Genomic DNA, 22,633 nt, shown 5'->3' with positions numbered 1-22,633 from the left:
TCCCGCTTAGGCGGCCAACAGAGGTTTCGGCCAGCGCCAGTCGCGCAACGTGACTTCTACGGGATGCATTTGCAGGCATTCGGTTGGACATACGTTGACGCATTTTTCGCAGCCTATGCAGGCGTCGGCCACCACGGCATGAATTTGTTTGGGAGCGCCGACGATGGCGTCGGTAGGGCAGACTTTGAAGCAACGGGTACAGCCGGTACAGGTTTCCTCGCTGACGCGGGCAACCATGGGCTCTTGATCTTGGGTTTGGCTCAAATCGACTTCCACGCCCAAAAGCTTCGCCAACTGTTCCACTAGCGGCGTGCCTCCGGGCGGACACAGCGTTACCGGAGCGGCGCCGGATACTACCGCTTCCGCGGCGGGTCGGCAGCCGGGAAATCCGCATTGCCCGCATTGTGAGCCGGGCATCATGGCTTCCACTTGTTCCACCAAGGGATCGGACTCCACTTTCAAATACTTTGCGGCGATACCTAGGCTCAAGCCGAGCAAGAGACCCAAGGCTGTCAGAATGGCGATTGCGGAAAGTATGTACATGGTCGGTCAGTGTCCGTTAATTGTTCATGCACGCGCTTACTTGGTATACAGACCTGCGAAGCCCATAAAGGCCAAGGAGAGTATGCCGGCTGTGATGTATGCGATCGGCGTGCCGGAAAAAAGTGCCGGTACAGCCATCAACGCTAAGCGTTCACGGAGACCGGCAAATAGCACCATCACCAGGGTAAATCCTAACGCCGCCCCAAAGCCGAACAGCAAGCTTTGGACGAAGTTGTAATGTTCTTGAATGTTCAGCAAAGCAACCCCTAACACCGCGCAGTTGGTAGTAATCAGAGGCAGGAAGATGCCTAACACCTGATACAATACCGGACTGGTTTTGTGGATCACCATTTCGGTAAATTGCACGACTGCGGCGATTACCAGAATGAAACCGAGTACGCGTAAAAAACCGATATCGAACGGGATAAGCAAACGGTGTTCCACTACCCAGCTGGCGGCCGATGCCAAGGTCAATACAAAGGTCGTTGCCAGTCCCATGCCCAGAGCGGTATCCAATTTATTGGATACGCCCATGAAGGGGCATAAGCCCAGGAATTTGACCAGTACTACATTGTTGACCAGTGCGGTACCCAGAATTAGCAGAAGATATTCACTCATTGCTGTATCGCGTTGTGTTTTGCTATACCAGCAGCATCATCCATGCCAACAATATTTGTAAGGTTTAAACAAGCGAATTCGGGCGCGGATAGGGCGCGCAACGCGACTTTTGGTGCATTTGAGCCTGTGTTAAAGGACACATAAGCCGGCAAGAGGCGCCGATCTTTGTAGTAAATGCGACAAACACGCTAAATTCCCTGCGGGGATATTCATTCGGAATTGTCGGATAAGATTCATTTTTAAGATTGGCGTTTTATTTGCTAGTTTAATTGGCAGTTACGCATTAGGTAATGAGACGATCAGCATGAAAAATCCACCGCCCAAAGAATTAGAAGTTAGCGTCGGTACCGAGCTTGAATCGGCACTTTCGCCCTTGATAGCGCTTGCCCGAGAAGAAATAGTCCAACTCAATTCGTCAAAAACCTTGCCGTTTTCTTTGTTCGTTAAAGCCGTAGAGCAGGCACCGGTGGCGATTTCCATTACCGATAAAAAAGCCAACATCCTATACATCAACGACGCGTTCACTGAGGTGACCGGATACCGGGGTGACGAAATATTGGGCGAGAACGAATCGAAACTATCGGATAAATCCACGCCGCGCCAGGTGTATTACGATTTGTGGCACACCATATCCAGGAAGAAAGTCTGGAACGGCCGCCTGATTAATCGGCGCAAGCAAGGCGAACGTTATTTGGCCGATCTGACTATCGCCCCGATGTTGGACGAAAACGGGGCGATCAGTCATTACATTGGCATGCACCGCGACGTGACGCAAAGCCACCACGTCGAGCAACAGCTGAACAACCAAAAGAAGCTGATCGAGTCGGTGATTAACGCTTCGCCGGTGGCCATGGTGGTGTTGAACAGCGAGCACCGCATCATCCTGGACAACCAAGTCTATAAAATGCTGATCAGCGAATTAGGCCACGCCGAACCGGCGTTGTTCTTTCTGGATGCGCTGCAACAAGAGATGGGCGACATCTGGCGGGCGCAAGACGACGGCAGCCGGCGCGGATTTGCCAATCGCGAAGTGAGGGTGGAAGGCATCGGCCGGCGCGGCACCCGCTGGTTTGCCTGTTCCGGCAATTGGTTTAGCGAAAACGATACTCAGGCCGACAAATTCTTTCTACCGCAAACCAGCGACTATCTACTCCTCAGTATCAACGACATCACCTCACAACGTCGGCAGCAAGAAAAACTGCAATTGCAGACCTTGCGCAACATGATGGCGGAGGAAGAACATATCCGCAGCATCCGTGAAACCCTGCTCGGGGCGATGCATAAGATTCGGCAGCCGGTGAATCAGATCAACGCCGCGATTCAATTGATGGCGCAACGCAACGACAGTCAGCATCAACCGCTGAAAGAATTATTGAATCAAGTGCACCAGATGGGCGAAGAAACCTTGGCGACTCTGCAACGTTGCGTACCCGAGATTCCCGAATCGGCGGTGATTCCTGTCAATTTGAACCAACTGTTACACGAAGTGGTTTTACTATACAGTCAGAAGTTTCTAGCGAACGGCATTGTGATCGATTGGCTGCCCAATCCCATCTTGCCTTCGGTGCTGGGAGCGGAGAATAAATTACGTATGTTGTTCAAATTGCTGATCGATAATGCCGTCAACGCCATTAACCGGACAAGCTGTAGCGAGCGCACCATCAAAATTGCCACCGCAACCGAAAAAGATTGGGTTTGCGTGACCATTGCCGACAGCGGACCCGGTATTCCGCCCGAACAACGCAGCAAAGTGTTCGAGCCGTTTTTTACCACCAATCCTCAACACCTGGGCGGCGTACAAGCCGGCATGGGCTTGGTGATGGTGCGGGAAATCGTGAGCCAGCACGGCGGGATGATTGAAATAGATGCTGCTTATTTAAAAGGCTGTTGTTTTAACGTCAGTTTTCCTAGCCATCGTTACGGAGAGAAGGTGGACATTCATGAGTGATCGTTTGCTTCTGGTCGAGTCGGAGCTGGATACCCTGTACCTTGTCAGTCAGGTTCTCAACAGCACTCACGATCTCAGGACCAAACTAAAAGGAATTCTGGAAATACTGCATAAGCGCTCGGGGCTGCACTTCGGCATGATCACCCTACGGGATATCGACGACGACAGCATGAGCATCTGCGAAATTTACGGGGAAGGCATAGACCGGTCGGTACGCTATCAACCCGGCGAAGGTTTGGTCGGCGCGATTTTGGACGAAGGCAGCACCATTGTGGTGGAACGCATAGCCGACGAGCCGCGCTTTCTTAGCCGGCTCGGCGTTTACAACCCGGATTTACCGTTCATCGGTTCGCCGTTATCGATAGAACAAGGCGAAGTTGTCGGCATTTTGGCGGCCCAACCCTGCGTGGCGACTTTTTTGGGCGAACGGGCGCGCTTCCTGGAGATGGTCGCAAACTTGATTGCACATAGCGTCAATATGCTGCGCGTCATGGAGCGCAAGCAAAACGAGTTGACTAACGAGCGCGATTTTTTAAAACAAGCCTTGGTGAAAAACTACCGGTTCGAAAACATCATCGGCCACTCCGAGCCGATGCTGAAAGTATTCGATATCATTCGCCAAGTCGCCAAGTGGCATACCACCGTTTTGATTCGCGGCGAATCCGGTACCGGTAAAGAGGTAGTTGCCAACGCGATTCACTTTAACTCCACCTGCGCGAACGGTCCGTTTTTAAAGCTGAATTGTGCCGCATTACCCGACACGTTGTTGGAATCGGAACTATTCGGCCACGAAAAAGGGGCATTCAGCGGGGCAATCGGTCAACGCAAAGGCCGCTTCGAACTAGCCGATAACGGCACCTTGTTTTTGGACGAAATCGGCGAAATCTCCGCCTCGTTTCAGGCCAAACTATTACGGGTATTGCAAGAAGGCGAGTTCGAGCGGGTCGGCGGCGTTAAAACCATCAAGGTCAACGTCCGCATCATTGCCGCGACCAACCGTAATCTGGAACAGGACGTCGCGGAAGGCTCGTTCCGCGAGGACTTGTATTACCGCTTGAATGTGATGCCGATTAACATGCCGCCGTTGCGCGACCGCATCGAAGATATTCCCGACCTTGCCAACTTCCTGCTGAATAGAATCTCCAAACAACAGGGTGGAAGGCCGCTGGAAATCAAGGAAAGCGCCTTGCGCATACTGATGAAACACGGTTGGCCCGGCAACGTCAGGGAGTTGGAGAATCGCCTGGAGCGTGCTGCCATCATGAGCGCGAACGGCGTCATCGACAGAGACGTCATCATTAGTACCGGTTTGGAAGACGAAATCGGGGTGAGCCGCCCTCAAGCTACTGTCGCGCGGGTGGTCAATCTACACGATAGCGACATGGACGAGCGTGAACGAGTCATCGCCGCTTTGGAACAATGCGGCTGGGTGCAAGCCAAAGCCGCCCGTTTGCTCGACATGACCCCGCGGCAAATCGCTTACAGGATTCAGACTCTGAATATCAGCGTCAAGCAAATCTAATCCGCTGAATCACTGAAAAAATGCGGCACCGATTCGATGTTTAACGCATCGGTGCCGCTTTTGCTCGACAATTGCCGAAGTCTTTCGTCCGCGTGCAAATGCCGAACAAGCCGCTTGGTTACCGGCGAATGACGTTAGCGCCCGGGTTATAAACCAACCACGCCGCCGTCTTCACGGCTGATGACGATGGTCGAGGAACGCGGGCGCGGGCCTGCAGGGTCCGCAACTACCGTCGCCTCGCCGGGGTGACGGTAAACGGCGCCGTGATCCGGCCAGTTACTGGTAAAGCCGGTGCCGGCGCTGGAACGATCGCCCGGATGTTGGAAGTTGACGAACAGGTTTTTGCCGTCCGGGGTCGAGACCACTCCGGTAACTTCCTGATCGTTAGGACCGACCAAAAAGCGTTTGATTTCGCCGCTGATCGGATTAGCCGCCAGCATCTGGTTGGCGCCGAAAGGTCCGGACAATTGCTGCGAACCGCTCATGTCGGTCTGAATCCATAGTATGCCGTTTTGGTCTATCCACAGTCCGTCCGGACTGGCGAAGATGTTGTCTTGAGTCAGCGCGGGGCCGCCTTGTTCCGGCAACACCTGGCTGTCGGATTCGGTGCCGCCCAACACGAAGATATCCCACTCGAATTTGGTGGCCCACGAGCGGTTGCCTTGCTCGCGCCAACGGATGATGTGGCCGTAGGGATTAGGGCCGCGCGGATTGGCGGCGTCGATGTTGCCGGCGTTGCGGCTGGCGTTGTTGGTCATGGTCATATAGACTTCGCGGGTTTGCGGATGCACCGCGCCCCATTCCGGTCTGTCCATTTTGGTGGCGCCGACCACGTCGGCCGCTAGACGGGTGTTGACCAGTACGTCGGCCTGATCGGCGAAGCTCACGCCTTTGACAAACGCCGCAGCCTGGAACGCCAAATCGTTGATGTCCAAAGGCAACCATTCGCCGCTGCCGTCTTCGTTGAAGCGCGCCACATACAAGGTACCTTGGTCGAGGATGTTGCCGTTGACGTGTTTGCTATAGCGCGCCTTGGTGACGAATTTGTAGACGTATTCGTTTTGCGAGTCGTCACCGCAATAGAACACGACCGGTTGACCTAATTGCGGCGGCGCTACGATGCAACCTTCGTGGGCAATACGGCCCATGGCGGTGCGTTTTTTCGGCGTGCTGTTGGGATTGAACGGATCGATCTCTACGACCCAGCCCTGACCGTTGGGTTCGTTGCGGTAATCGTCGACAGCGGAGTCCGCTTTCACCGAAGCGTCGAAACGAATGTACTGGTCGGCGTCGCCTTGCGCGCTTTCCCAGCGGTAACGGCCGTTACTGGTCGATACGCCGTAACGGCTGTGTTCGCGCGGCAGGCCGGTTTTGTTGACGAAATAGCCGGCCCAGTTTTCCTCGCAGGTCAGGTAAGTGCCCCAAGGCGTGTAGCCGTTGGCGCAGTTGTTCAGGGTGCCGCGGGTCATGGTGCCATTCGGGCTGTACTTGGTTTTGACGAAATCGCTGCCGCGGACCGGACCGCGAATTTCGATCGGCGTGTTGCCGGTGATGCGGCGGTTATACTGACCATAAACAATTTTCCATTCGCCGCTGAATTCGTCTTTCTTGACTTCGATGACGCTGATGCCGTGGGCCGCAATTTCTTTTCTGACTTGGTCTTCAGGACGCGGCACGCTGTTGTTGGCACCGCCTTGATGCAGGTTGTACTGATCGACGTACTCATGGTTGACGCACAACAAACCGTGGGCATTCGGATTATTGGCCATGGGAAAATAGTACATGCCGTCGTGATGCATGCCCACTTGCTGTTCCTGCTCGGCACCCGTATTGCTACCGTCGGCTTTATAGGCGGGATAGCTGCCGGTCAACGGTGTGCCCCAGGGTGCTAGGGTTTGTACTTTGTAGCCGGCGGGTACGGTAGCGGTATCGGAACGGGTAGGCGGAACCGCCGTAAAACCCAGGCTTGGGTTCAAGGCGAAAGACGGATTGCCGCCGGCGGTCGGCGGCAGAAAGCCGCTGGTAGCCGCTTCCGCTAAATTGCCTAAGCCGGAAGCGCCGAACATGCCGGCCACCGCTACGGTCAAACTGCCGGTCAGCATATCCCGGCGAGACAAACGTCTTTCAAGAATGCTTGAAAAATGCGGGTTGTCGGAATGGTTGCTCATCGGCTCGTCGCCGAAGTCCGTCAGGTTACGATCGTTATCATTCATTGTATGTGCTCTCTCGTAATGGCTCAGAATAAGCCTTCACGATAACGGGCCGATATGAATAATCCGTGACGGGCCTATGAAGGAAATATGACGGCAATTCGAGCCGGCGAGTATTGCTTTGGCGAGTGGAATGCAGGTGTTTAAAGTGTCATTAAATGGTCGGCTGTTTGCGGCGGAAACCGACGAGTCCGGCCAGAGCGCTGCCGAACAGCCAGAGGGCGGGCGGTAACGGGACCGGGGCGACGTCGCCGTCGTGTACGGCGATGGCATAACCTGTGCCGGTTTTCAGCGCATCGGTTTGCAAGCCGAAATCGGTCAGAAACGACCAGGCAAAATTCTGCGCATCCGGCGCGTAGTCGACGCCGGTCCAATACAAGCCGGCTTGCAGTTGACTGAACGGGCCGGCCTGGCTCAGCGTGCCGTCGATATAGTTGCCTTGGTTGTCATAAGCACCGTTATTGCCCAGCGTGACGTAGTACAAATGTGCCAATTCGGAGGCCGGGCTGTTGATGTTGTAGCTCCAGTCGCTGCTGCCGTCCACGCTTTCGTCATACTGGAATGCCGTGCCGTTGACGGGCGAAACCGAAGGCAGGCGCCAGTCGGATAGGCCGGCGTGAGTCAATGCGTCCGCCCAGTCCATCGCTTGTTGCCAACTGAGGTCGGCGACGCTCACATCCAGCCAGGTCACGTTCAAAACGGTATCGTAAAACATGCCGTTGGCGCGCGCTTCCAGGGCCGCTTGCGAGCTTGCGGAGAACACCAGGCCGGCAGACAGTGCCGAAGCCAGCAGTAACGGTTTGCGTGAAATCATGATTCAACTCCTTGCATATACAAATGGTTCGTGGGTGTTGTGTGGCATTTCACAAATTAACCGGATACTGTGACAAGGCCGTGACGCGGATTTAAAGGTTGTATGGCAGGCAGCAACCCGGCGGGGCGACCTCGGCGTGTTTAAATTATTCCGTTCGCCAGATTGGTCCGGCGTGGGCGATCGAAATTTAGGCTACCAACTTAAGCCGTTAGTGACGATCAAGGTAAGCCTCCTTGCGGGCGCACGGCGTTACCAATAAACAGCCGCTGTTTGCCGTGATTTTTTTTTTTGCATTTTTATATCTTGGCAGCCATGGATTTTGAGCATATGAAAGCTGTTTCTCCAGGGCTTGTCAGACATGCCGACCATTCAGCAAAACCGATGGCGTACAGAGCGCTCAGGACCGGTTTTCAACCGTTTCGCTCACCTTGTCGGCCGATCCGGCGTTATCGGTGGTTTGGGGTAAAGCCTTGTCGTCGTTGTGCATGGCCTGCCTGAAACCGCGGATGGCCCCGCCCAGGTCGCTGCCAACAGTGCGCAGCTTTTTCGTGCCGAAAAGAACGACCACAATCGCCAGTACCAACAATAATTCGGATAGTCCTAGACTCACGGTGTTTACCTCTTTTTTATTCGATTCGGACGGCCGGTTGCGGATCCGTTGGATAATGCCGACGTAACGGACGCTTTCAAGTTGACACTGGCGGCCGTAACGCATGGAAAGCAAGCATTGTTCCCGGTTCGGCCGGTTGGTTTTTTACACCCATGGTTTCATCGAGTGCCCGGTAATTTTCGGAAACTCATACGGTCGAATAATATAGGGACAATGTTACAACGCGGTGAATGTTCTGCGGATAGCGGTGGGAACCGGAGGCGGACGAAATGATCTCGGTTATGCGGCCGTATAAAATGGCAGGAAGTCTTAAGCCGATTAAAGCTGAGCGGGTTGCTTGTGTAAAAGCCTTGATTGCCAAGGTCGGACATGTGCATTGCTCTATAGTCCGAACCATTACTATGGGGGGAAAACGGTATGAAAATGTTGTGGTTGGTATTGCTAGCAGGTCTGATAGGCCTTTATTTCATCAACATAGCCCTGATCAAAATGCCGTTTTTAGATTGGGAATGGGGGAAACATGCAGGCATACGTTTTTTGCTCGGATTTTTCATTCTAGGCGCCAATGCGTTTTACGCGCAAAAAATGCGGTTTGGGCAAGCGCTGAAAGTAATAGTGGTCATTGTGTTTCTGGATTATCTGTATGACTACTTTATCGACGCCTACCGCTTCAATTTCGAAATCATTCTACACGGCATTTACATGATTACCTGGGGGGCGTTGACGGGATATCTGGCCTTCAGGAATTTGAATAACAAGGAAGAAGCATAGCGTTGTAGGGATGTTCTTGTTTTGGCTATGCGCATTTCATGATTGGAAAAAACCTCAAACTACAAGGTACAGGTTGCCGCCACGCTCGGGGGTATCCTGTGCCACGGATGTTGCTTCAGCTATCCAGGCGGCGAGGAACGCTCATCCGCTGAGTGTGGGAAAGCGGAAAACCGCCCGCGCCGGGTAACGCCGCGGGCCTTGTATCCTCAAGCTTCGCGTTTTTCGCGCAAGCCTAGCCAAGTCAGGAACATGGAGCCGAACAGCCACAGCGCGCCCGGCAGCGGTACCGCCGAGACTTTGTACAGCGAGGTGGTTTCGCTGACTTCGTTGGCGACGGCGAGGTAGCTGCCTTGGGCATTGCTGAAGAAGATCAGGCCTTCCGGACCGACGTCGCCGGACGTGAACAGCATGTCAAGGAATGCAATGCTGCTGAGGTCGGTCAAGTCCCATACCATCACGGCGTTAGAACGCTCCAGGCCCAGAAACAACAACTCGCGGCCGTCCACCTTGCCCACTACCGCGCTTTCCGGTTCCGGACCTTTGTTGTCGCTACGGCCGTCGTCCCACAGGCTGGGGAATTGGGCTTTGATGATTTGTTCCAGTTGGTCGCCGGAGTCGAATACCATGTTGCCGTCGGCATCCAGAATCGAGAAGGAGCGGGCGCCGAATACCTGTAACCGGTCCAGATCGCCGTCGCCGTCGTTGTCGCCGCTGGTGGATACGGTCAGCCGGCTCAATTTGTCGTTGTTGCTTTGCCAATCGGTGCCGTGCGCGGCGTCCAGTGCGGTGCGCAAAGCCGGGTCTATGTCGGCGCTGCCGACTCTGATTTCATCATTGCCGCCCGGCCAATCCGCGCGCGAATCGCCTTCGTTGGCGGTTAGGTAATATTGTTTGCCGCCTTGGCTGAAGCTGGCGATGCCGTCCGGCATGTACAGGCCTTGGACGTTCCAGTTTTGAATGTTGCCGTTCAACGGATTGTTGCCGCTGCCGTCACGATCGGAGGCGTCCAGACCGTTGCCGGGCAGGCTGTGATCCTTCAGGCCCATGGACTTGATGTCGGTGACGGTCGCGCTGGCGATGTCGATGATGGCGACCGCGTTGGCTTCCTGCAGAGTGGCGAAGGCTGTGCTGCCATCCCGGCTGACCGCGATGTATTCCGGTTCCAGGTCCTGAGCCACGGTCGCATTGGGGCCGGTCAAGCGCACGCCGGCGGCTGTCAGCGCGTCGGCATCGGCGTTAAAGCCGGAGAAACCGGCGGTTTGCACCGCGAAGGTCGAGGTGTCGATGATGCTGACCGAGCCTTCCGGGTCGCCGGCAGGACCTATCGAATAGCTGCTCGGTTCGCCTTCGTTGGCGACCAGCAGGCGGCTGCCGTCCGGGGTATAAGTCACCGCATCCGGGTTGGCGCCGACGGTTATCGAGCCTTGCAACGAATAATCGGCCGCGTCGTAAAAGCGCACCACGCCCGGGTCGGTCTTGGTCGGCGCGGTAATGGCGACGGCGGCTTGGCCGTGACTCAGCGCCACGCTATTGATGCCGCCCAGCGCGGCGGTGGAAAAACTTTGCACCAGATTGCCGGATAAATCGAGTACGTCGATGCCACCTTGGCCGATGTTGGCCTGATTGGCGTCGGTACCGGCAATCCACAAGCGGTCGTTAAGCGCATCGTAGGCGACGATTTCCGAACCCATGGCATTGGAGCCGTTGGCTGCGGTGTGGTTGAAGGTCCATTGGTGCGACCATTGAAAATCGGCGGCCGCGGCGCCGGCCGATACCAGCGCCGCGGCAATTGCCGCGGCGAGTGGAAGTAGTTTCATAAAGCGTGCTCCTGAGATATTGCCGAGGTTTGACGTTCCGCCGAAGCCGGCATTCGGCCGGTTGCGGGCGCGCAAAATGCGCAACGGGAATGCTAAACCGGCTATATGACAGTCGCGTTAAACTGTGACGCATATCGCAGGAATCGCCAAATTTTGCCGGAGACCGCCCGAACCGCACCGGGTTAATGTTTTGCGCCGACGCTTGCTGCCAGCCCGGTGGCGGTGGTCAAGCCTTGGGCACCGTGTAAAGCCGCGCCATCCAGGTTGGCATGGTTGAAATCGGCGTCGGCCAGATTGGCTCCCGACAAGTTCGCACCGGACAGATCCGCCCAGCGTAGCCGTGCGCCCCGCAGATCGGCGTTTTGCAGTTTGACGTAAGCCATGACGGCATGGGTCAAATTCACCCCGCGCAGATCGGCCCCGGTCAACACCGCATTGTTCATTTCCACCCTGGCAGGGGCCATGCCTTGATTGGCCATGTCGGCGCCGAAATCGGCTCCGGCCAAGCCGGCTTGACTCAGATTCGCGCCGTTTAGCAAGCCGATTACCCGGCTGCCTGCCAGATTGGCCCCGGTCAAATCGGCGCCGTCCATCACCACCGCGTACAGGCTGGCGTTGGACAAATCGGCATTACGCAAACTGGCCTTGCGCAATTGCGCCCGGTTCAGATTCGCGCCATGCAGTTTGGCCCCGTCCAGATTGACCCCGTCCAGATTGGCGGAAAACAGGTCCGCGCCCTGCAAGTCGATGCCGGACAGGTCCAGGCCGGATAAATCCCGATTAGCCAGTTTCAACGGGGAGCCGACGGCGGTCAGTGCCGAAAGTTGCTCGCGGCTCAGTTCCGCGGCGGGAGATAACGACGGATTCCACGTCAGCAGGGTGAGGGTAAACAGGGTATAGGGTTTAATGACCATCGTGTCGTCCCGGTTCAGCAGCTGTTGTCGGCAGTGTAAAACGCGCCGCCGCGAAAAGTGCCGCTCGGCCGGAAAAAGGAAATTTTCGCAACCGGCGGCCTGTTGGCTGGTTCCCAAGATTGATGCTGACGATCGTGCGGCAAAGGTCGGCCGTTTAATAATGCAGAGTTTTGAGTTGAGTCTGATCGAGCGCAAACACCGCATCATGGGCCTTGGGCGGGACAAAGCTGCCCTGATGCAATCGGCGCTGATATAACCGGACGCCACTGCCATTCCACAGCAGCACGCGCAAGCGATTGCCGGTTCGATTGCGGAAGATGACAGCCGAGCCGGCGCAAGGCGCATGCCCCGGACTGTGCTGCATGATCGCCGACAAACCATCCAGGCCGCGCCGCATGTCGACCGGGGGCTACGGCTACCCAAATCTGCGATGGATAACCGATCAAGCCGGACATCGCAGTAACTTTGCTAGCCAACGCCCGCCAACCCGGCTTTGCCGGCAGCTTCCCGGGCTTTCGCCTGAGGTCCCATCCGGCCCGGTGAGCCGGTTAGCCCGGCGGGATCGCCTGGCTAACCGAGCGGAGCCAGCCTGCTTACAAGCAGGTGACAGCCTTTGGACACGGCAGCAAACATCCCGTGCGGGACCGGGTGTGTATGGCCCGGCCCTAAGGTGACGATCGATGGCTAGGCTAAGCGGCCGGGATCGGTAACCATTTGGCATCGACGGCCCGGCGCAGGGGAGATTTTAATCCGCTGGCGGGCGGCCGTAAGCGTGTGCCCGGCTCAAGACGGGTTGGAACCGCCCACCGGCCGATCAAGCCTTGCGTCTGACGTTAAACACGCCGACGAGTCCGGCCAGGAACAATGGCAAGCTGGCTGGCACCGGCACCGGGGCGGTGTCGAAGAACCCGGATGCGCTGCTCACCTCTATCGTTCCGGCCGGTAGCGGGTCGCCGTTCAGGGTGGTGATCAGCAAGTTGATGATGGCGGTGTTGCTGAAGTCGCCGGATGCGGTGACTCCGGGATCGATTTGCGAAATCGTGAATTGCAGGTTGCTATTTAGGTCGAACACCGCTTCGCCGCTGAATTGATATTGCGCGGTCAGGACGTCGTGCACGATGCCGGTCGTGGTGTAGTTGCTGAAATCGAAGGATTGCAGTTGGCCTAGCGGGGTGATGATCAAGCCGGCGCCGGCCCGCGAGCTGCTGCCGTCGATTTGCAGGTCACCGTCTACCACCATGTCGATGGTGACCAAATAGGGATCGCTGGTGTTCGGCGTCAGGGTAATGGTGTCGGTGTAACTGGCGAACGCATTCAGCGCGCCGAGTTCGATGTCGCCGAGCGTGCTGTCGCTACTGTTGGTCAGCGAGCCGGCGACTTGCAACTTGGGCACGCTGCTGTCGACGCGGGCCAGATATTCCCATACCCCGGTTTGTTGATCGCTGACTTCGATCGCTGAGCGGGTGAATTCGGGTGTGCCGGTTTCCGTATCGCTCAAGAAAGAATCGAACGGCGGAAATGTGCCGTCCAGCTCGACGCGGCCGCTGACGCGCATTTCCGGAGCCGCCGCAGCAACGGCAGCGTATCCGAGGAGCGCTGCGGCAAGAACGATTTTAATGGTTGATGACTGCTGCATACATGTTTTCTCCCAATGGCTGATGGGGCGCGCGGTTGTTTGAACGGACCGCGCGTATTCGAGAATTGCGGTTGGGCGCGAAAGAGCCGGTTGGCTCGCCCGCTAGGACAGTAGTCCGAAATATGCGGATCCGTCAATGGTTTGGGCGGGTATTAACCTGATTTTAATGTTGGGCCGCGTAAAGGCCGGAGCGTCACGCGGGAAGCTGGCGGGCAATCAAGGATAGAGGATGGCAGAAGCGGCCGGCGCCGACGGATAGAAAGGCCGCGCAGGCATAATTGCTGCTTAACAGCCAGTCGGCCGGGGTTTGACTGACGGCTTGGACTTTCATTTGTCGAATCTGCTTGGCGTTCTCCGGATGGCTCAGCATGTAACTGCCGCCGGCGCCGCAGCAAAGCTGGTTATCCGGCAGCGGCGAGACTTCCAGACCGGGGATTTTGCCGAGTAAAGCGTAGACGCTTTGCCGGTTTTTCAGCACGTTGCGCTGCGAGCAGGGTTCGTGAACCGCGGCCTTGGCATTGAGGGGCGCCAAGGCCAAGTGTTCGGGCCAATGCTGTAGCACGAAGTCGTTAACATCGGCCAAGCGTTGCTTGAAGCTGGCGGCGGCCGGGTCTTCGTCGGGATATTCGCTCAGCATGGCTCCGCAGCCGGTGGCGCAATGCACTACCGCGTCCACGTCCGGATTGGCGAAGGCGGCCAGATTGTTGGCGATTAGCGCGTCGGCGGCTTGGCCGTTATGTTGGTGGACCGCCCCGCAACAGCCTTGTTGCTCGGGCACCAGTACCTCGAAACCGATGGCATTCAAGATGCGAATGGCGGCGCTTAAGCTCTCCCGGTCGTAATGTTCGCCTACGCAGCCGGTAAACAACGCTACTTTGCCGCGCGGTGCGGCAACGGGATAGACGGTTTTCAAGGCGACTAGTGTCGGCATCGTGGTGATGGCCTCCGCATCCGCCAAGCCGATGGCAGCCAGTAGCCCGGATTTTTGCAAAGGCCGGCGCAGGCCGGATTTCAAATACAAGGCAATCAAGGGTTGCAAGCGGTTTCGGGCCTTTTTGTTCTCGATCAGGCGCAATGCCCAGCGTCCCCAGCCGCCGGGCTGGATCTGCAATGCAGCTTGCGCTTGGTCGAACAATCGGCCGTAGGCCATGCGGCTGGGACAGATGGCTTCGCAGGCCCGGCATTGCACGCAATTGTTCAGGTGGGTTAATTCGTCGGCGGATACCTCGGCCTTTTCCACCAGGATTTTGCTGATGGTGCGGATGCGTCGGCGCGGGGTTTCTTCGTCTATTTGAAACAAGCGGAAGGTGGGGCAGCCGCTGACGCACATGCCGCAGCGCATGCATTCGGCGGCGTCGGGAATGTAAGGGCCGTCGGCAGCCGGCATCGCCGACGTTTGGCCGAATGCCATGTCCATGAAGTCGAACATTCAGCCCTCCATGACGCGGATATAAGCGCGCCGCAGCAGTTCCATTTCCGCGGGTGGGCGGCCGCGCAATTCCGGCAGGGTGCGCAAGTGGCAATCGCGGCTTTGCAGCAGCTTGTGCGGCGGATCGAGCAGCATGAAGCGGGCCATGTGCACGACGATGACGCCGCCGGGCGCGTCTACCGGTTCGCCTTCGCCGGATTCGATGCGCAACAGCTCGTTGTCGAAACCCATCATTTGATTGATGCGGTTCAGCAAGATGGCCGGATGCATGCTGACCTTGGCGTTGTCGAATTCTTCCGGATCGAGCGGGCTGGACAACGGCGGCAACGACTCCGGAAAGCATACGCTGCCGTTGCTTTGCTGGGCAAACAACATCAACGCGCTGATGTCGCCTTTATAAAACAGCAAAAGGCGGTGACGAGCAAATACTTCATCGGCAGTCATATTAGTGAAGATGCGCCGATACCGCGCCGTATTTGTCCCACAACGGTTTGTAGCTACTGTCCAACTGCGACAAACGCGCGTTTACCCGCTCCAGCAAAGCGTATTTGGGGAAGCGGCTGAGGTTGCCTGCGGCATACCAGCTTTCCATTTCTTGGGTCAGCGCGGCTCTTTCGGCGGCACAGTCGGCGATTTGCCGTTTCAGCCAGATTATGCTGTTGGCTGGGGTCAAGTCGGCAATCCGGTAGCGCAAGCCGTTGCCGAATATGCGTACGCCGCCGCCCTGGGCGACGGTGTGATAAAGGTTTTCCGGATCCAATATTTCGACGCCGGCCAGGTAATCGATGCCGAATTCGTGTAAATGCGGCAACCAAGGTACGGTAGGCCCCATCAGCACGGTGGTGGCGTGTTGTGCCAATTCGGCCAGGCGGGGGAAGGTTTTATTGGTAATCGAGCTGGCGGTCAAAAATACCCAGTCGGCGGTCGGCAATAAGAATTCGCAGGCAGAATCCGGCAGGTCTTCCGCGACCGGATACTTTTCCAGCACGCTGAGCAGCATTTGGTTTTGGTAGCGCTCTATGCCGGGGTAATGGCCGATCACGACGACTTTCTTACCCAACAGCTGCGGCAGAAAGTGTTCGAACACCGATAAATTGCCGTTTTCCTGGCAGCGGATGACCGGCACCGAATCCGGTAGCGGCCGGCTATTGATGCAGCTGTTGAGCGCGGCCATGCCGACCGTGGCTTGATACAGGTTCCATTCTTCCACCCAGGCGGCCAGATCGACGATGGGTTTGCCGTTTAACTCGCCGGACCAGGACAGGGTGCGTATCGAGGTGCCGGGGCTCATCGCCAAGCCGATGCCGTTGGCATCGCTGTTTTTGCAATAAGTCCATACCAAGCCGATGGTGAGATGCTCCAATAGCGCATCGGTACTGCAATGGTCCAACAGCAATTCGTAAATATGCTTAGGGTGCGCCATTTAGGCCTCTATTCGGGTACATCCAACAACTTGGCTTCGGTTTTGATGTTGTCTTGCTGGCCCCAAGCGTTGATCGCTTCGACGAAAAATTGTTTTTTACGGGGATGCGGTTTTACTACGTCGTATTCGGCATAAAAACTGCCGTCGCCGTGAAACTTGATCTGTCCGATACGTTGTTTACCGGGATTGTACCAGTATCCGACCAGGTCTTGGCTTTGGGTGTAGGGGTCGACGACCAGACTGAATTCGGCGCCGTCGAATTCGGGAGCGCTGACGCCCTCTTCGGGCGCGAAGCCCAATTTGGCAATGTTTTCGCCTATGCGTTTGCACACCGCCTGGCCGAATTCGCGTCTGGCTTCGATATGTTCGCTGACTTCGCTCATGCGTTTTCCTCGTCCAGCGCCGCCGCCAGAGTCATGATTACCGAGGCCCCGCAGCGGTCTTCCGGGTCCAGAATGCGTATCTTGCTCAAGATTTCGCGCGATTGCTCTTCTTGGCCGCTACGCAGTTTGATGAAGGATAAGGCTTTCAGCGAATACAAATAAAACAAATGCGTCTCGCTGGCGTACATGTCCCATTGTGCGGCTTCGTTGGCCAAGCGCCGATAATCGTTGGGAAACTCGCCGAGCGCGGCGGCCTGTTCCAAGGCGGCCAAGGCTTCCCGTTCGGCTTCCTGTAATCTGCCTTGGTAAAAATAAAATTTATACAGGGCAAAATAGGTTTGTAAGCAACTGGGATCGGCTGCCTGGGCTTGTTTGAACAGTTGTTCCGCGCGCGGTTTATCGGCGTGGCTGGCCGCCACGGCGGCTTGCAGCAGCTCGTTGACGGCCTTGGGAATATTCGGGCTAAACAGCACCCGTTCTTCGAATAACGGAGTCGCTTGCATGGTTACCACACTTCCGGCGGAACTTTCAGCGCTTCAACCGGGGTACCGCCTAAAAGATGCTGTTCCACAATGGTTTTAACGTCTTCTTTCTTGACGTGGCCGTACATAATGCCTTCCGGATACACCAGTACGCTAGGTCCCGTCATGCAAGGCCCCATGCAGCCGGTATTGGTCAAGCCTATTCTTTCGTACAGGTTGCGGGCTTGAATTTCGTTCATGAATTCGTTCATCACTTCGGCGCAGCCTACTTGGCCGCAGGAACCGCGCGGGTGTCCTTGCGGGCGTTGTTGGGTGCAGACGAATACGTGTTTTTCGGGGCGTGGCATTGTATTGCTCCTCAATTTAGAAATGACTGGGGACTACCAAATTCGCTAGGTTCAGCCGTTTTCCGGCTGGTTTGGGCCGTGCGCTTGCAAGCACTCGACAAATTCGGACGGTCCGTCACGCCATGCGGCGCAGGCGCATTCCTCGGATATTTGCCGAGTTGACTCGCCGGGGCGGCCCGGATTGTCGCGCGATTCAAGCCTTAAACGGGCAGGGTGCTGCCGGAAGCCTATGACCGCGTCGTTGGAAAGGTTAAGAACTGTTCTTAACCGGGCGCTGACAAAGCCGGCAGGCGTTGGTCAGCGCATCTACGACCGGCTGCGCAAGCTGCGAGAGTTTGCCGGCGAGTCCGATAGATTCCGGAATTTTCGTCCCAATGCCGGTCGGCGTGCCGGCAGGAAACCCGTCAAGCCGCCAGCTTGTGCTCGTGGGTAAAGCAATCCTTGGGACACACTTTGGAACAAGCTTGGCAACCGATGCAATCGGCCGGGTTTTTCAAGCTCATGACCATGGTGTTATCGTCTTCGTCGAAATCGTCGTCCATGTCCGCATCGGCAAAGGCTTCGTCGCGTTCGATCAAGTCGAACACGTCGCGCGGGCAGACTTTGAAACAGCGGCCGCAGCCTATGCAGTCGCGCTGATTCAAGTCGGCAACGTAAGACGGCGTCCAGACCTTGCCGCCAAAGGTTACACCGGTTACAAATTCACTCATGACTGTATCCTCAGGCAGTCTCGGCGCTTGCCGCTAAATATTTCTTGTTTGCTTCGTCCCACGCTTTGCAAGCCTCGTAGGTGTTTTGCGCTACGGCCATCAATTCGCCATAGGCGTCAGGCAAACGGTCTTCGATCAAGTCGTGCAGTTCCATGGCCGCTTCGCCGGCGAGCCGCTTGGTTTTCTTCACTTCTTTTTCCAGTTTTTTGATGTCTTCGTCACTCATGTTGCACCTCACGCTTCCGCAACTTCTTTAAATTGCTCGATCAAGGCGGCGGCTTTATCGATGACTTGCTCGGTTTTTTGCGCCATCTCTTCCAGGCTGGGGAAGCCGAAACGGTGTACGTCGCGCAAGGTTTTGTCGACCACGATCAATTTGCCGACCAGAACGAAAGCGCGGCCGAAACCTTCGTGGGTAATGTTGATGACGGGTACTGCCATCAGGCCGGCTTTTTTCTCGACCAGCGAGGCAATGCTGTTGTAATAGGCTTTGACCCGGGCCATGGTGATTTCGTCCGGATCGCCGACGATGGGAATTTCGCGTTTGCGCTCTTTGGTCATGATCAATGGATCGATGATTTTTTCTTCGGACCAGCCTTCGTAAGTATCGTAAGTATCTAAGGCGCGCAGTTGTTTGATCATCTCGACGACGACGTCGGACGACATGTACGGATCGCCGGTTTCGATAACAAGGGCAGCTTGGGACATAATGTTCTCCTATGAGTGAAAATGCTTAAAAAATGGCCGGGTGGCGGCTTAAGACGAAACGGGCCGGCTGGCTCATTCGTCCCAGCCCTCCTCTTCCATCGAGTCGAACCGATTGGGGTCGGGAGCTTGGTGCCGGCCGATCGCTTTTGCCAACCAGGTGGACGGGCCGGATTTCATTTCGTTTTGTAAGTCCGAAATCAAATCTTTGATCGTGCTGCCTTCGTGTACTTTGATCGGCTGTATGCCTTGCGCCACGATTTGCTTGATCGCCGACGCGCCGACGGCTTGGCAGTACACCGCCGCGCAGCCTTCCAACAGTTGCAGCTTGACCGACAATTTATCTTCGTTGCCGTCCTGGGCTAAATCGCCGAACTGGGCCGCTTCCAGCATTTCGGATTGTTCCGGATCGACGGCGTAGACGGCGAACGAGCGGGCGGAGCCGAAGTGCTGGTTAACGTGCACCATGTCGGTGGTGGCAAAAGCCACTTTTATGGCTGTTTCCATAGGCATTTTCTGTTCTTGGGTCAGAACGACCTGCATACGGCGGGCTAATGACATGACGACGCGTGAGCGGCAAGTTCTTGTTCCGGTTTTTGCGCGTACGGCGAGAAATAAGGTTCAATATCTTCGTGGGCGAAGTTGATGACCAGATTCGCCAGATCGAATAGGGTTTGCCGGGTACCTTTGTAACCTATCCAGGTTTTTTGGTAGCCGCCTATGATGTCGTACAACGGAAAACCAACCCGTAAAATCGGTAACTCCAGACGTTCGGCGCTATGCACTGCGTGGGAATTGCCTATCAGCAACTGGGCGCCGCGTTCTTTGGCGGTGATTTCCAAATCTTCCAAATCGCCGATCTTGACGGCATCGACCGGCATTTTCGCCAGGATGGGCGCATTGGCGGGGGCGACCGCCGCGACGATTTCCGCACCCATGGCTTGCAGCAGATGCACGAAGGCGTTCAATTGATCCGGGTCGGAGGCAATGGCTACTCGCAGCTGGCCGAGCATGAAGTGGGTATCCAGCATCGCGTCTTGCAACTGCATGCGCTGACGCTCCAGGCGCGGCGGTACCGGCATTTCGCTGATGTCGGCCAAGGTCGAGATCAAGGCGTCGTTGGCTTCCAGGCCGTACAGATGGTCGAAATAAAACGTGGGTACACCGGTGCGTTCTTGCAATAAATCGCCGCATTTTTTTAAGGACGGGCCGATGACGAAGGTCGCCTTGGCTTCGCCCAACGTGGCGACTTCCGAGACTGTAGTTCCGCCTATGGTGACCGGCGAGAACGGATCGTCGGTCAGTACGCCGTCCAAGGATTCGGACAAATCCGGTACGAACACCGGACGTAGGTTGAACATTTCTATGGTATCGCGCAAGGTTTCCAGGTCGCCCGGCGTCAGCATCGGCGGGGTCAATACGTTGATTTGCCGTTGCCGGTTGCCCGGTTTGGTACCGGCTTCGGCGGCATCGGGGACCAGCGCCTTGATGATCTCGTATACCGTCAGCGCGTAACCGCTTTCGACGCAACCGGAAAAGTCCGGGGTATTCACCGCGACTACGGCGACGTGGTTGTATTCCGGGTACTTGTCGCGAAATTCGCGCACGTTGCGGTGCACGTCGCAGCCTTGGGTTTCGGCCAGACCGGTGGTCAATACCACGATCAGGGCCGGGTTGGATTTTTCCGCGATGGCTTTAATGCCTTCGATGACGTTTTCGTCGGCGCCCAATACCGAACTGGCTTGGTCCATCGCGGTGGTTTGCAAGGGAATCGGCTCGCGGAAATGGCGGACGAAGAATACTTTCGCAAACGCGGTACAGCCTTGCGAGCCGTGCAACATCGGCATGGCTTTGTCGAAACCTAAACAGGCCAGGGAGCCGCCGGTCGGTTGGCTGGCTTTCAGCGGGCTGACCGACAGCGCTTTTTTGCGTTTTTGAATTTCAGCCATATCAAGCCGCCTGAACTTTCATGGGTTCGCCAAGTTCGACGCTGTCGTCGCCGGTCTCGACCGTTACTTCATCGCTACTGTCGATAACCGTTTTGGCTACTCGCCAAGGCGCCGGTTTGCGGACCGATTCCCAGACCGGGCTTTCCAGCGTCAGCGCCAGCTGGCGCACCAGCTCCAGCATACCTTGATAGCCTTCGTAGCCGAATTCGCGCTCTTGATTGATATCCAGGAACGGGATACGGGCTTTCAACGCGGTGTACATATTGCGGCCGCCGGCAATCAAAATGTCGGCTTTGTAGTCTGCGACCACTTTCAACAAGGCTTTCGGGCTACCGTCTTCTATCATCAAGGTGTCTTCGCCCATCAATTCGCGAATTCGCGCCTTGTCTTCTTCAGTCGATTTTTTGGTACCGGTGGCAACCACCACCATGCCTAAATCCTGCAACGCCGAGATCACCGACCAGCTTTTGACGCCGCCGGTAAACAAGAGTACCCGTTTGCCTTTCAGGCGTTCGCGCCAGGGTACCAAGGCTTCGCGGATACGGTTTTCTTCGCGGGCAATGATGGCTTCGGTGCGGGCGGTCAGCTCCGGATCGTTGATGATACGGGCGAAATCGCGCAAGGCTTGGCTGGTATCGGTAATGCCGTAGAAGCTGCCTTCGAACCAGGGGATTTGGTATTTGTCTTCCAGTTTGCGGGCCACGTTGATCATGGCTTTGGAGCACACCATCATGTTGACTTCGGCTTTGTGCATGGTTTGCACTTCGCGGAAGCGGGCGTCGCCGGACAAGGTGCACAAGACGCGCAAGCCCATTTCGTCCAGCAGCGGCAATACGTGCCAGAATTCGCCGGCGATGTTGTATTCGCCGACCAAGTTGACGTCGTGGATTTTGATGCCGGCTTTTTCCGCTTCGAGTGCGGCCGGCGGCAACGGATCGGGATCGCGGGTACCGACCACGTGTTTGATCATGGCGTCGGCGGCTATCCGGTTGCCCAGGTTTTTGGTACCGTAAAAGCCTGCCGCGTCGATTGGCACCACCGGCACTCCCCAGCGTTCGGTGGCTTCTTTGCAGGTGGCGTTGATGTCGTCGCCGACCAGGGCCGGCACGCAGGTGTTGTAAATGAATACCGCCGGCGGGTTAAAAGTTTCTACCGCTTGTTTGATCGCGTGGAACAAGCGTTTTTCCGAGCGGCCCATTACGATGTCTTGCTCGGTCAGGTCGGTGGTCATGCCGATCCGGTACAGATCCGGCCCGGAGGAGCGGGTGCCGCGGTTGTCCCAGGAGCTGCCGGCGCAAGCGATAGGACCGTGCACGATGTGAGCGACGTCGGCTATGGGCAATAACGCGATTTGCGCGCCGTCGAAGGCGCAGCCGCCCGCTGCCGAACCGGGCTTAGGCTTGGCACAACCGGATTTTTCCTTTTTGTTGTGCTCGCAGGCCGGTTCGTCTAACAATTCTGCTATGTCTTTCGTGGATTTCATCGCGAAACTCCTCAATTTTTGTTGTAGATCAAGCAACGCCTGTGCCATAGGCTAACAAATTGATTTAGCATCGCTTTCGTTAAATTCCGATTGTCGCAAATGCTACAAAACGCCGTTACAGGTGGCTCGGGCGCGACAATGGCCGACAGGTTGGCGTTGCGATGGTTGCATAGCGGCGAGACGTGGACTCAAGCTTGATTTGCGGCGCGGCTATCATGCGTTAAACCGTTTTCGGTGGTGTCCGGCCTCCGGGTTCGTCCTGCGGTGTCCTTATACGATCGAGCGGATCAGGATGATTTCGGCAGATACCAAAGTGCCA

Annotated in this window: 24 protein-coding genes; 3 read left to right on the top strand and 21 right to left on the bottom strand. The window is 56.4% G+C overall.

The genetic code is table 11. The features are described from left to right. Positions 1 to 6: 6 nt before the first annotated feature. The gene (gene rsxB, locus F1E05_RS18515) at positions 7 to 543 is read right to left on the bottom strand and encodes an electron transport complex subunit RsxB (protein WP_150051105.1); all 537 of its coding nucleotides are present in this window, start codon (positions 541 to 543) and stop codon (positions 7 to 9) included. Between the two features lie 36 nt (positions 544 to 579). Then, a complete protein-coding gene (gene rsxA / locus F1E05_RS18510; RefSeq protein WP_150051103.1) occupies positions 580 to 1,161 on the bottom strand; it encodes an electron transport complex subunit RsxA in 582 nt (193 codons plus the stop codon). A gap of 304 nt (positions 1,162 to 1,465) precedes the next feature. Here rsxA and nifL point away from each other — a divergent pair, with 304 nt between their 5' ends. Beyond that, positions 1,466 to 3,109: a nitrogen fixation negative regulator NifL gene (gene nifL, locus F1E05_RS18505; RefSeq protein WP_150051101.1), complete on the top strand. Its 1,644-nt coding sequence runs from the start codon at positions 1,466 to 1,468 to the stop codon at positions 3,107 to 3,109. Continuing rightward, entirely contained in the window at positions 3,102 to 4,631 is a 1,530-nt protein-coding gene (nifA, locus tag F1E05_RS18500) for a nif-specific transcriptional activator NifA (protein ID WP_150051099.1), read from the top strand. The genes nifL and nifA overlap by 8 nt, the downstream gene beginning before the upstream one ends. A gap of 146 nt (positions 4,632 to 4,777) precedes the next feature. Here the strand turns inward: nifA and F1E05_RS18495 are convergent, their stop codons facing one another. The 3 genes from F1E05_RS18495 to tatA form a co-directional block, all read right to left on the bottom strand. Continuing rightward, positions 4,778 to 6,844 carry a PhoX family protein gene (locus tag F1E05_RS18495; protein ID WP_150051097.1) on the bottom strand — a complete coding sequence of 689 codons (2,067 nt, stop codon included), beginning with the start codon at positions 6,842 to 6,844 and terminating at the stop codon, positions 4,778 to 4,780. A 151-nt stretch (positions 6,845 to 6,995) separates the two neighbouring features. Beyond that, positions 6,996 to 7,655 carry a hypothetical protein gene (locus F1E05_RS20685; RefSeq protein ID WP_232056709.1) on the bottom strand — a complete coding sequence of 220 codons (660 nt, stop codon included), beginning with the start codon at positions 7,653 to 7,655 and terminating at the stop codon, positions 6,996 to 6,998. A gap of 397 nt (positions 7,656 to 8,052) precedes the next feature. Next, a complete protein-coding gene (gene tatA / locus F1E05_RS18485; protein ID WP_232056708.1) occupies positions 8,053 to 8,265 on the bottom strand; it encodes a twin-arginine translocase TatA/TatE family subunit in 213 nt (70 codons plus the stop codon). A gap of 417 nt (positions 8,266 to 8,682) precedes the next feature. On the opposite strand from tatA, the gene F1E05_RS18480 reads away from it, so the two are divergent. Next, the gene (locus tag F1E05_RS18480) at positions 8,683 to 9,036 is read left to right on the top strand and encodes a hypothetical protein (protein WP_150051095.1); all 354 of its coding nucleotides are present in this window, start codon (positions 8,683 to 8,685) and stop codon (positions 9,034 to 9,036) included. 206 nt (positions 9,037 to 9,242) lie between these two features. Here the strand turns inward: F1E05_RS18480 and F1E05_RS18475 are convergent, their stop codons facing one another. The 16 genes from F1E05_RS18475 to nifE form a co-directional block, all read right to left on the bottom strand. Then, a complete protein-coding gene (locus F1E05_RS18475; protein ID WP_150051093.1) occupies positions 9,243 to 10,853 on the bottom strand; it encodes a choice-of-anchor I family protein in 1,611 nt (536 codons plus the stop codon). 182 nt (positions 10,854 to 11,035) lie between these two features. Continuing rightward, on the bottom strand, positions 11,036 to 11,767 hold the full coding sequence (locus F1E05_RS18470) for a pentapeptide repeat-containing protein (protein ID WP_150051091.1): 732 nt from the start codon (positions 11,765 to 11,767) through the stop codon (positions 11,036 to 11,038). Between the two features lie 154 nt (positions 11,768 to 11,921). Continuing rightward, a complete protein-coding gene (gene tnpB / locus F1E05_RS18465; RefSeq protein WP_232056707.1) occupies positions 11,922 to 12,164 on the bottom strand; it encodes an IS66 family insertion sequence element accessory protein TnpB in 243 nt (80 codons plus the stop codon). A gap of 417 nt (positions 12,165 to 12,581) precedes the next feature. After that, a complete protein-coding gene (locus F1E05_RS18460; RefSeq protein WP_150051089.1) occupies positions 12,582 to 13,403 on the bottom strand; it encodes a VPLPA-CTERM sorting domain-containing protein in 822 nt (273 codons plus the stop codon). A 193-nt stretch (positions 13,404 to 13,596) separates the two neighbouring features. Further along, complete coding sequence (locus F1E05_RS18455) at positions 13,597 to 14,832, bottom strand: (Fe-S)-binding protein (RefSeq protein ID WP_150051087.1); 1,236 nt, start codon at positions 14,830 to 14,832, stop codon at positions 13,597 to 13,599. After that, positions 14,833 to 15,276 carry a hypothetical protein gene (locus F1E05_RS18450; protein ID WP_150051085.1) on the bottom strand — a complete coding sequence of 148 codons (444 nt, stop codon included), beginning with the start codon at positions 15,274 to 15,276 and terminating at the stop codon, positions 14,833 to 14,835. A 1-nt stretch (position 15,277) separates the two neighbouring features. After that, entirely contained in the window at positions 15,278 to 16,255 is a 978-nt protein-coding gene (locus F1E05_RS18445) for a DUF364 domain-containing protein (RefSeq protein ID WP_150051083.1), read from the bottom strand. Between the two features lie 8 nt (positions 16,256 to 16,263). Then, positions 16,264 to 16,638 carry a hypothetical protein gene (locus F1E05_RS18440; RefSeq protein ID WP_150051081.1) on the bottom strand — a complete coding sequence of 125 codons (375 nt, stop codon included), beginning with the start codon at positions 16,636 to 16,638 and terminating at the stop codon, positions 16,264 to 16,266. Next, entirely contained in the window at positions 16,635 to 17,141 is a 507-nt protein-coding gene (locus tag F1E05_RS18435; RefSeq protein ID WP_150051079.1) for a hypothetical protein, read from the bottom strand. Before F1E05_RS18435 ends, F1E05_RS18440 begins: the two co-directional genes overlap by 4 nt. Positions 17,142 to 17,143: 2 nt before the next feature. Then, positions 17,144 to 17,467: a (2Fe-2S) ferredoxin domain-containing protein gene (locus F1E05_RS18430; RefSeq protein WP_150051077.1), complete on the bottom strand. Its 324-nt coding sequence runs from the start codon at positions 17,465 to 17,467 to the stop codon at positions 17,144 to 17,146. 404 nt (positions 17,468 to 17,871) lie between these two features. Next, the gene (gene fdxB / locus F1E05_RS18425; protein WP_150051075.1) at positions 17,872 to 18,177 is read right to left on the bottom strand and encodes a ferredoxin III, nif-specific; all 306 of its coding nucleotides are present in this window, start codon (positions 18,175 to 18,177) and stop codon (positions 17,872 to 17,874) included. A 10-nt stretch (positions 18,178 to 18,187) separates the two neighbouring features. Beyond that, positions 18,188 to 18,403 carry a CCE_0567 family metalloprotein gene (locus F1E05_RS18420; protein ID WP_150051073.1) on the bottom strand — a complete coding sequence of 72 codons (216 nt, stop codon included), beginning with the start codon at positions 18,401 to 18,403 and terminating at the stop codon, positions 18,188 to 18,190. Between the two features lie 8 nt (positions 18,404 to 18,411). Then, positions 18,412 to 18,885, bottom strand: coding sequence for a NifX-associated nitrogen fixation protein (locus tag F1E05_RS18415; RefSeq protein ID WP_150051071.1), 474 nt, complete (start codon positions 18,883 to 18,885; stop codon positions 18,412 to 18,414). A gap of 72 nt (positions 18,886 to 18,957) precedes the next feature. Next, on the bottom strand, positions 18,958 to 19,389 hold the full coding sequence (gene nifX / locus F1E05_RS18410; RefSeq protein WP_150051069.1) for a nitrogen fixation protein NifX: 432 nt from the start codon (positions 19,387 to 19,389) through the stop codon (positions 18,958 to 18,960). A gap of 44 nt (positions 19,390 to 19,433) precedes the next feature. Further along, positions 19,434 to 20,831, bottom strand: coding sequence for a nitrogenase iron-molybdenum cofactor biosynthesis protein NifN (gene nifN, locus F1E05_RS18405; RefSeq protein WP_150051067.1), 1,398 nt, complete (start codon positions 20,829 to 20,831; stop codon positions 19,434 to 19,436). Position 20,832: 1 nt separating this feature from the next. Then, positions 20,833 to 22,314 (bottom strand): nitrogenase iron-molybdenum cofactor biosynthesis protein NifE, encoded by a 1,482-nt coding sequence (nifE, locus tag F1E05_RS18400; RefSeq protein ID WP_150051065.1) that lies wholly within the window; start codon positions 22,312 to 22,314, stop codon positions 20,833 to 20,835. Positions 22,315 to 22,633: the final 319 nt, after the last annotated feature.

The organism is Methylomonas rhizoryzae, from assembly GCF_008632455.1.
GTDB lineage: Bacteria > Pseudomonadota > Gammaproteobacteria > Methylococcales > Methylomonadaceae > Methylomonas > Methylomonas rhizoryzae.
The sequence above is the reverse complement of the archived record's forward strand: the minus strand, read 5'-3'. Positions and strand labels throughout refer to the sequence as shown.

Coding starts and splice junctions, on each gene's coding strand:
- rsxB (WP_150051105.1), bottom strand. CDS start 543: ATGTACATACTTTCCGCAATCGCCATTCTGACAGCCTTGGGTCTCTTG.
- rsxA (WP_150051103.1), bottom strand. CDS start 1,161: ATGAGTGAATATCTTCTGCTAATTCTGGGTACCGCACTGGTCAACAAT.
- nifL (WP_150051101.1), top strand. CDS start 1,466: ATGAAAAATCCACCGCCCAAAGAATTAGAAGTTAGCGTCGGTACCGAG.
- nifA (WP_150051099.1), top strand. CDS start 3,102: ATGAGTGATCGTTTGCTTCTGGTCGAGTCGGAGCTGGATACCCTGTAC.
- F1E05_RS18495 (WP_150051097.1), bottom strand. CDS start 6,844: ATGAATGATAACGATCGTAACCTGACGGACTTCGGCGACGAGCCGATG.
- F1E05_RS20685 (WP_232056709.1), bottom strand. CDS start 7,655: ATGATTTCACGCAAACCGTTACTGCTGGCTTCGGCACTGTCTGCCGGC.
- F1E05_RS18480 (WP_150051095.1), top strand. CDS start 8,683: ATGAAAATGTTGTGGTTGGTATTGCTAGCAGGTCTGATAGGCCTTTAT.
- F1E05_RS18475 (WP_150051093.1), bottom strand. CDS start 10,853: ATGAAACTACTTCCACTCGCCGCGGCAATTGCCGCGGCGCTGGTATCG.
- F1E05_RS18470 (WP_150051091.1), bottom strand. CDS start 11,767: ATGGTCATTAAACCCTATACCCTGTTTACCCTCACCCTGCTGACGTGG.
- tnpB (WP_232056707.1), bottom strand. CDS start 12,164: ATGCGGCGCGGCCTGGATGGTTTGTCGGCGATCATGCAGCACAGTCCG.
- F1E05_RS18460 (WP_150051089.1), bottom strand. CDS start 13,403: ATGCAGCAGTCATCAACCATTAAAATCGTTCTTGCCGCAGCGCTCCTC.
- F1E05_RS18455 (WP_150051087.1), bottom strand. CDS start 14,832: ATGTTCGACTTCATGGACATGGCATTCGGCCAAACGTCGGCGATGCCG.
- F1E05_RS18450 (WP_150051085.1), bottom strand. CDS start 15,276: ATGACTGCCGATGAAGTATTTGCTCGTCACCGCCTTTTGCTGTTTTAT.
- F1E05_RS18445 (WP_150051083.1), bottom strand. CDS start 16,255: ATGGCGCACCCTAAGCATATTTACGAATTGCTGTTGGACCATTGCAGT.
- F1E05_RS18440 (WP_150051081.1), bottom strand. CDS start 16,638: ATGAGCGAAGTCAGCGAACATATCGAAGCCAGACGCGAATTCGGCCAG.
- F1E05_RS18435 (WP_150051079.1), bottom strand. CDS start 17,141: ATGCAAGCGACTCCGTTATTCGAAGAACGGGTGCTGTTTAGCCCGAAT.
- F1E05_RS18430 (WP_150051077.1), bottom strand. CDS start 17,467: ATGCCACGCCCCGAAAAACACGTATTCGTCTGCACCCAACAACGCCCG.
- fdxB (WP_150051075.1), bottom strand. CDS start 18,177: ATGAGTGAATTTGTAACCGGTGTAACCTTTGGCGGCAAGGTCTGGACG.
- F1E05_RS18420 (WP_150051073.1), bottom strand. CDS start 18,403: ATGAGTGACGAAGACATCAAAAAACTGGAAAAAGAAGTGAAGAAAACC.
- F1E05_RS18415 (WP_150051071.1), bottom strand. CDS start 18,885: ATGTCCCAAGCTGCCCTTGTTATCGAAACCGGCGATCCGTACATGTCG.
- nifX (WP_150051069.1), bottom strand. CDS start 19,389: ATGGAAACAGCCATAAAAGTGGCTTTTGCCACCACCGACATGGTGCAC.
- nifN (WP_150051067.1), bottom strand. CDS start 20,831: ATGGCTGAAATTCAAAAACGCAAAAAAGCGCTGTCGGTCAGCCCGCTG.
- nifE (WP_150051065.1), bottom strand. CDS start 22,314: ATGAAATCCACGAAAGACATAGCAGAATTGTTAGACGAACCGGCCTGC.